The organism is Pseudonocardia lacus (assembly GCF_018531445.1).
GTDB lineage: Bacteria > Actinomycetota > Actinomycetes > Mycobacteriales > Pseudonocardiaceae > Pseudonocardia > Pseudonocardia lacus.
Window position 1 is genome coordinate 1 of record NZ_JAHDTH010000332.1, and the last position, 5,197, is coordinate 5,197.

The window sequence follows — 5,197 nt, forward strand, 5'->3', positions numbered from 1 at the left end:
CGAGCTCGGCGTCGGTCGCGGCCAGCTCGGCGCGCACCGGGGCCGCCGCGGGCAGGGCCAGCGCCGCGGCGACGTGCCAGCGCAGCTCGTGGACGCCGCGCTGGACGGCGAACGCCGCGGCCACCGCCCCCGCCAGCTCCGGCCGGGCGCGCAGGTCCAGCCCGGTGAACGTCACCTGGGTGGTGCGCTGGCCCGCGCCGAAGCAGTCGAAGGCGGTGCAGCCCCGGTACCCGTGGTCGAGCAGGTGCTCGTGGATGCCGCAGCGGGAGTCGGGCGCGAGGTGGCGGCACGCGGTGCCGGCCGGTTTGTCCTCGGCGAAGTCGGCCGAGCGGGCGAACCCGAGCACCACGCAGCACAGCCCGGCGCAGCGGGCGCAGTCGCCGCGCAGCTCGTCGGGCCCGCCGGTGGGCACGGTGGCGGGGACGGTGGCGGGGACGGCCGGCAGCAGCGGCAGGTCGCGGGTCGTGGTCGGTCCCTCCGTCGGGGCGGCCGGGCGGTCCGGCCGCCCCGACGGTAGCTCAGCGGGCCGACGCCGGGTCGGGGCGCCGGACCAGCAGCGCGTGGCCCTGGTGGGGCTCCAGCTCGACCGGGACGCGGTGCTCGGCGTCGACGGTGGCGACGTGGCGGTCGGTGAACATGTCGGTCACCTCGGCGCCGGCCGGCAGGTGGGCCGAGGACACCGTGGTGCTGATCGCGCGGCCGGAGAAGTTCAGCACCGACAGGTGCAGCTGCCCGGCGGCGGGCAGCTCGTGCACCAGCACCAGCAGGCCGGGGTCGGGCACGTCGGGCACGTCGACCTGGGTGCTGGTCGGGATGCCGTACCGGACGCGCACGGCCAGGATCGCCTGCAGCTGGCGGGCGAAGCTGGTCTCGTCGGCGAGCTGGGCGGGCAGCGGTCCGTAGAGCGAGCGCCCGCGCGGGATGCCCGCGGCCGAGCGGGTAGCCCCGGGTGCCACGCCCATGAGGTCGTGGGCCGAGCGGTGGATCCACCGGGTGTCGCCGTGCTCCAACAGCGCGTCGACCTCCTCCGGGGGCAGGGTCAGCATGCCGCACAGGTCCCAGCCCGACAGCGCGAACACCCCCGGCTGCAGCGCGTTGAACATCGCCAGCAGCAGGTGCAGGCGCATGACGCGGGCGGTCGCCTCGTCGTCGATGGCGTCCAGGTCGTCGATGCCGAGGGTGGCCGCGATGACGGTCGCGGTGGTGCAGGCGATGCCGTTCGTGGTGAAGATCAGGTTGTAGGGGGCGGCCGGGCCGGTGAGCCGCTCGCACAGGTCGCGGCGCACGGTGTCGGCCAGCTCGCCGCCGGTGATCGGCGCGCCCTGGTAGGTGTAGACGTCGTCGCGGTGGCCGGTGGACCAGTGCACCAGCTCGTAGGTCAGCTCGTCGTGGTTCTGCAGGGCGTGCACCAGCGAGGCGGGGTCGACGCCCAGCTCCAGCGAGGTGCGCAGGGTCAGCCGCAGGAACTCGGTGTCGCCGGTGGCCAGCGCGTGGTGGTAGGCGGGCCGGTTGACGAAGTCGTAGGACAGGTCGGCGCCGGTCTGGGCGGTGGCCCGGATGTCGTCGATGGTGAGGTTGAGCTCCTGGAAGGTGAACCCGCCCAGCTTGCGCACCATCGAGCCGATCAGGTGGTTCGCCGCCTCCGACAGCGGGTGGCCCTCCGACCACGCCGGCAGGCCCTCGGCGCTCTTCTCCACCCCCAGGAAGCCGTTGGCGTCCAGGCGCAGCCCGCCCGCGCCCAGGTCGGCCAGCGAGTGCAGGGAGTCGCCGATGACCAGCCGCATCCCGGCGAACGACGGGTCCAGCCAGTTGATCGTGGGCTGGCCGTCCTTGAAGTAGTGCAGGTAGACCCACCGGCGCTCGATGCCGTCCGCGCCGACGACCGGCGCGGTGGCGCTCCAGTTGGTCTCCTTGATCCCCTCCGCGTAGAAGATGACCCGCTGCAGCCGGCCGATGATGTAGCCGGCCTTCTCCAACTGCTCCTCGGTGGCGGCGTCGATGTTGACCGAGTCGCGCCCCGGCGGGACCTCGGGCAGGATCACCCAGTCCTCCGGCTCGATCTCGATCATGTGGTAGATGCCGGGGTAGTCGCCGTAGTTCATCTCGGCGAGCCGGAAGTCCGCGCCCTTGCCGGTGTGGCCGGGCACGATGTCGTCGATGACGGTGCCGCCGAACCAGGTGGCCATCCCGCACATCGCCCGGAACTCGGCCTCGGTGCCGAACGCCGGGTCGATCTCGGTGCTCATCCGGTCGAAGTGGCCGTCCACGCTGGGCGTGGTGCGCCAGCCGGTGATGCCGCCGGCCCGCTTGACCGGCCCGGTGTGCACGGCGTGGATGCCGATCGCGGCGAACGCCTCCCACAGCGCCTCGTCGGCCAGCGCGGCCAGGAACGACTCACCGGGGCGGGTCATGAACGACAGGGGGTAGGCGGTGAACCACACCGACGCCGCCTCGACCGCCATCCGCGGGCTGGGGTTGGCGTAGGGGTTCTGCCACATCGTGCCCTGCCCCGAGAACTGCCGGCTGATCTCGTTGGCGTCGGCCAGCATCGACTGCCCGAGCAGCCAGGACACGTAGGTCGGGTTGGTGCCGACGGGCTCGCCGTCGGTCGAGGCGGACCGGCGCCGGGTGAACGGCGCCTTCACCCTGGCGCGGTGGCGCAGGCTGCGCGGGCGGGCCGGGTGGAAGTGCTCGGCGTAGGTGATCTCGCTCGGCTCGTGGGGCTGGTCGTCCGGCATGTCTTACTCCGTGCGAGAACGCCGTGCGGGCACCACCGGTCGGGGCCGGGCGGGGCGGCACGTGGGTGGGTGGCGGCACCGTCGGCGCCACCGGGGGAGGTGCCCATCATTTCCCGCTCGCGCCCGCGGTCCGGTGTGGACCCGCCGTCGTCGGGCGCGTCGTCGGCGGGGGGTCCGGTCCCGCGCCCGGTGGCGCCCGCGCGGATCGCGCCCGCCCGCGGTCCCCCTCGCCCGGGCCCTGGTCGGAGGGGGAGCGGTCGGCTCCGGGCGGCGGTCAGCCGGTGGGTCGCGGGGCCCCGGAGCCGCCGCCGGTCGGCGCGGTGGGAGGACCGTCCGGCGTAGCGGTGCGTGACCGGCTGCGGTCGCGATCGTTGCGGTGTCGGGCCGGCGTGGTAGGACTGCCGGAGGGCCGGGGAGGCGCGCCGGTCCGATCGGGGGCGGGGGATGCAGCGGCGGCGCGGCGGGGTGACCCTGGAGGACGTGGCCCGGGCGGCGGGGGTGTCGCGGGCGACCGCGTCACGCGCGCTCCTGGAGGACGGACCGGCCTCGACGCCGGGGCGGGCGCGGGTGCGGGCGGTGGCCGCGGGCATGGGGTTCCGGCCCGACCCGGCGGCCCGGGCGCTGGCCGGGGGCGTCGGGACGAGGGTGGTGCTGGCCATGCTCGCCGAGTCGTCGCGGGCGGTGGAGAACTGCGAGTACCTCGGCCGCGCCCTGCACGCGGCCGCCGCGGTGGCCGACCGGCACGGCGTGGGGGTGTCGCTGCGCTGGACCACCCCGTACGACCGGGGGCTGCTGCCGGGCCTGGCCGCCGACCGCGGCGTGCACGGCGTGGTGCTGGTGAACGCCACCTGGCCGGTGCTCGAGTCGATGCCCGCCGACCTGCGCGGGCGCGTGGTGTCCGTCGGCGTCGGCAGCCGCGACGTGCCCTCGGTCGACGTCGACAGCCTGGCCGGCTCGATGGCCGTGCTCCGCCACCTGTGCGCGGCCGGGCGCACCCGGATCGCGATGATCCAGCCGCCGGCCTGGCTGCCCTGCGCGCGCCGGCTCAGCCTGGCCTACCGCCACGTGATGGGCGCCGAGGGGCGCCCGGAGCGGATGGTGGCCGGCGGGTTCGACATCGACGACGGCGTCCGCGGCGCGGCCGAGGTGATGGCCCGCTGGCCCGACACCGACGCGATCTTCGCCGCCTGCGACGACGTGGCCTTCGGGGCGATGGCCACGCTGCGCTCGCTGGGCGTGCGGGTGCCCGGCGACGTGGCCGTGGCCGGCTTCGACGACGTGCCGGCGGCCGCGCTGGGCTGGCCCCCGCTGACCACAGCCAGCCACCCGGTCGAACGGGTCGCCACGGCGGCCGTCGAGGCGCTGCTGGGGCCGTGGTCGGAGGTGGCGCCGCGCACGCTGCTGCCCTCGGAGCTGGTGCTGCGCGAGAGCGCCTGACGGACCGCTGCCCCGGGGCGCTCAGCCCAGCCCGAGCAGCCCGGCGACCGGCTGCACCACCGGCTCCACGGCCCGCGTCACCGGCTCGGTCAACGGCGCAACGGGCGCGGCGACGGTCTGCACGGCCTGCGCCATCGGCTCGGTGACGGGCTCCAGCGCCGACGCGACCGGCGCGACGACCGGTGCCACCGGCTCGGCGGCGGTGGCCACGAGCTCGCCCGCGGGCCGCAGCACCGGCTCCGCCGCGGCCGCGACCGGCTCCACCACCGGCTCGACGACCGTCTCGGCGGTCGTGGTGGCCACCGCGGTGACCGGCTCGGTGACCGGCGCCAGGGTCCGCGCGGCCGGTGCGAGCACCGACCGCGCCGCCCCGTCGACCACACCGCCCGCGGTCTCGGCCACCGGCGCGACGACGGCGTCGGCGACGGCCCCGGTCGCCTCCGCGACCGGCTCGGTGACCGGTCGCAGGGCGGTCGCGGCCGGCTCCACCACCGCGTCGGAGACGAGGCCGGTCCCGGCGTCGAGCACCTCGCCGACGGGGCGGGCGACCTCGCCGACCGGTGCAGCGGCGGCCGTCGCGACGCCGCCGAGCAGTTGGCCGACGGGGCGGGCCACCTCCGCGACCGGGCCGGCGCCACCCGGGGACGAGGGTGTGCCCGGTGTGCCCGGGGACGACGGCGTTCCCGGCGTGCCCGGTGAGGCGGGCGGGACGGGCGTCGAGGGCTGCGTCCCGGGCCCGGTCGGACCGCCGCCGGGCCCCGGGGACGGTGCGGGTGCGGGTCCGGGGCCACCCGGAGCGGTCCCGGGGCCCGGCGTGCCCGGTGAACCCGGTGTGCTGGGCGAACCCGGTGTGCCCGGCGAACCCGGCGTGCGCGGCAGCCCCAGCACGTCGGCGGCCACCGAACCGATCGGCCGGTCGGCCACCGGCCCGCCCACGGCGCTCCCGCCGCGCTGGGTGGGGATCGAGGCCAGTGCGGGCACGTCCGCGGCCGACCGCGGTGCCGTCCCGAGGGCCCCGCCCG

3 protein-coding genes and 2 pseudogenes are annotated in these 5,197 nt (G+C 76.8%); 2 read left to right on the forward strand and 3 right to left on the reverse strand.

Going from position 1 to position 5,197, the window contains the following annotated elements; translation table 11 throughout:
• Both KIK08_RS37105 and treS read right to left on the reverse strand, forming a co-directional pair.
• A pseudogene (locus KIK08_RS37105) lies at nt 1-412 on the reverse strand (pentapeptide repeat-containing protein); the annotation flags it as partial.
• Between the two features lie 106 nt (nt 413-518).
• Nucleotides 519-2,738 (reverse strand): maltose alpha-D-glucosyltransferase, encoded by a 2,220-nt coding sequence (gene treS, locus KIK08_RS37110; protein WP_214407994.1) that lies wholly within the window; start codon nt 2,736-2,738, stop codon nt 519-521.
• 444 nt (nt 2,739-3,182) lie between these two features.
• Between treS and KIK08_RS37115 the strand changes: the two genes are divergently transcribed.
• A complete protein-coding gene (locus tag KIK08_RS37115) occupies nt 3,183-4,175 on the forward strand; it encodes a LacI family DNA-binding transcriptional regulator (RefSeq protein ID WP_214407995.1) in 993 nt (330 codons plus the stop codon).
• Between the two features lie 21 nt (nt 4,176-4,196).
• On the opposite strand, the gene KIK08_RS37120 is transcribed toward KIK08_RS37115, so the two are convergent.
• Complete coding sequence (locus KIK08_RS37120; RefSeq protein ID WP_214407996.1) at nt 4,197-4,790, reverse strand: hypothetical protein; 594 nt, start codon at nt 4,788-4,790, stop codon at nt 4,197-4,199.
• A 199-nt stretch (nt 4,791-4,989) separates the two neighbouring features.
• Here KIK08_RS37120 and KIK08_RS37125 point away from each other — a divergent pair.
• A pseudogene (locus KIK08_RS37125) lies at nt 4,990-5,197 on the forward strand (serine/threonine protein kinase); the annotation flags it as partial.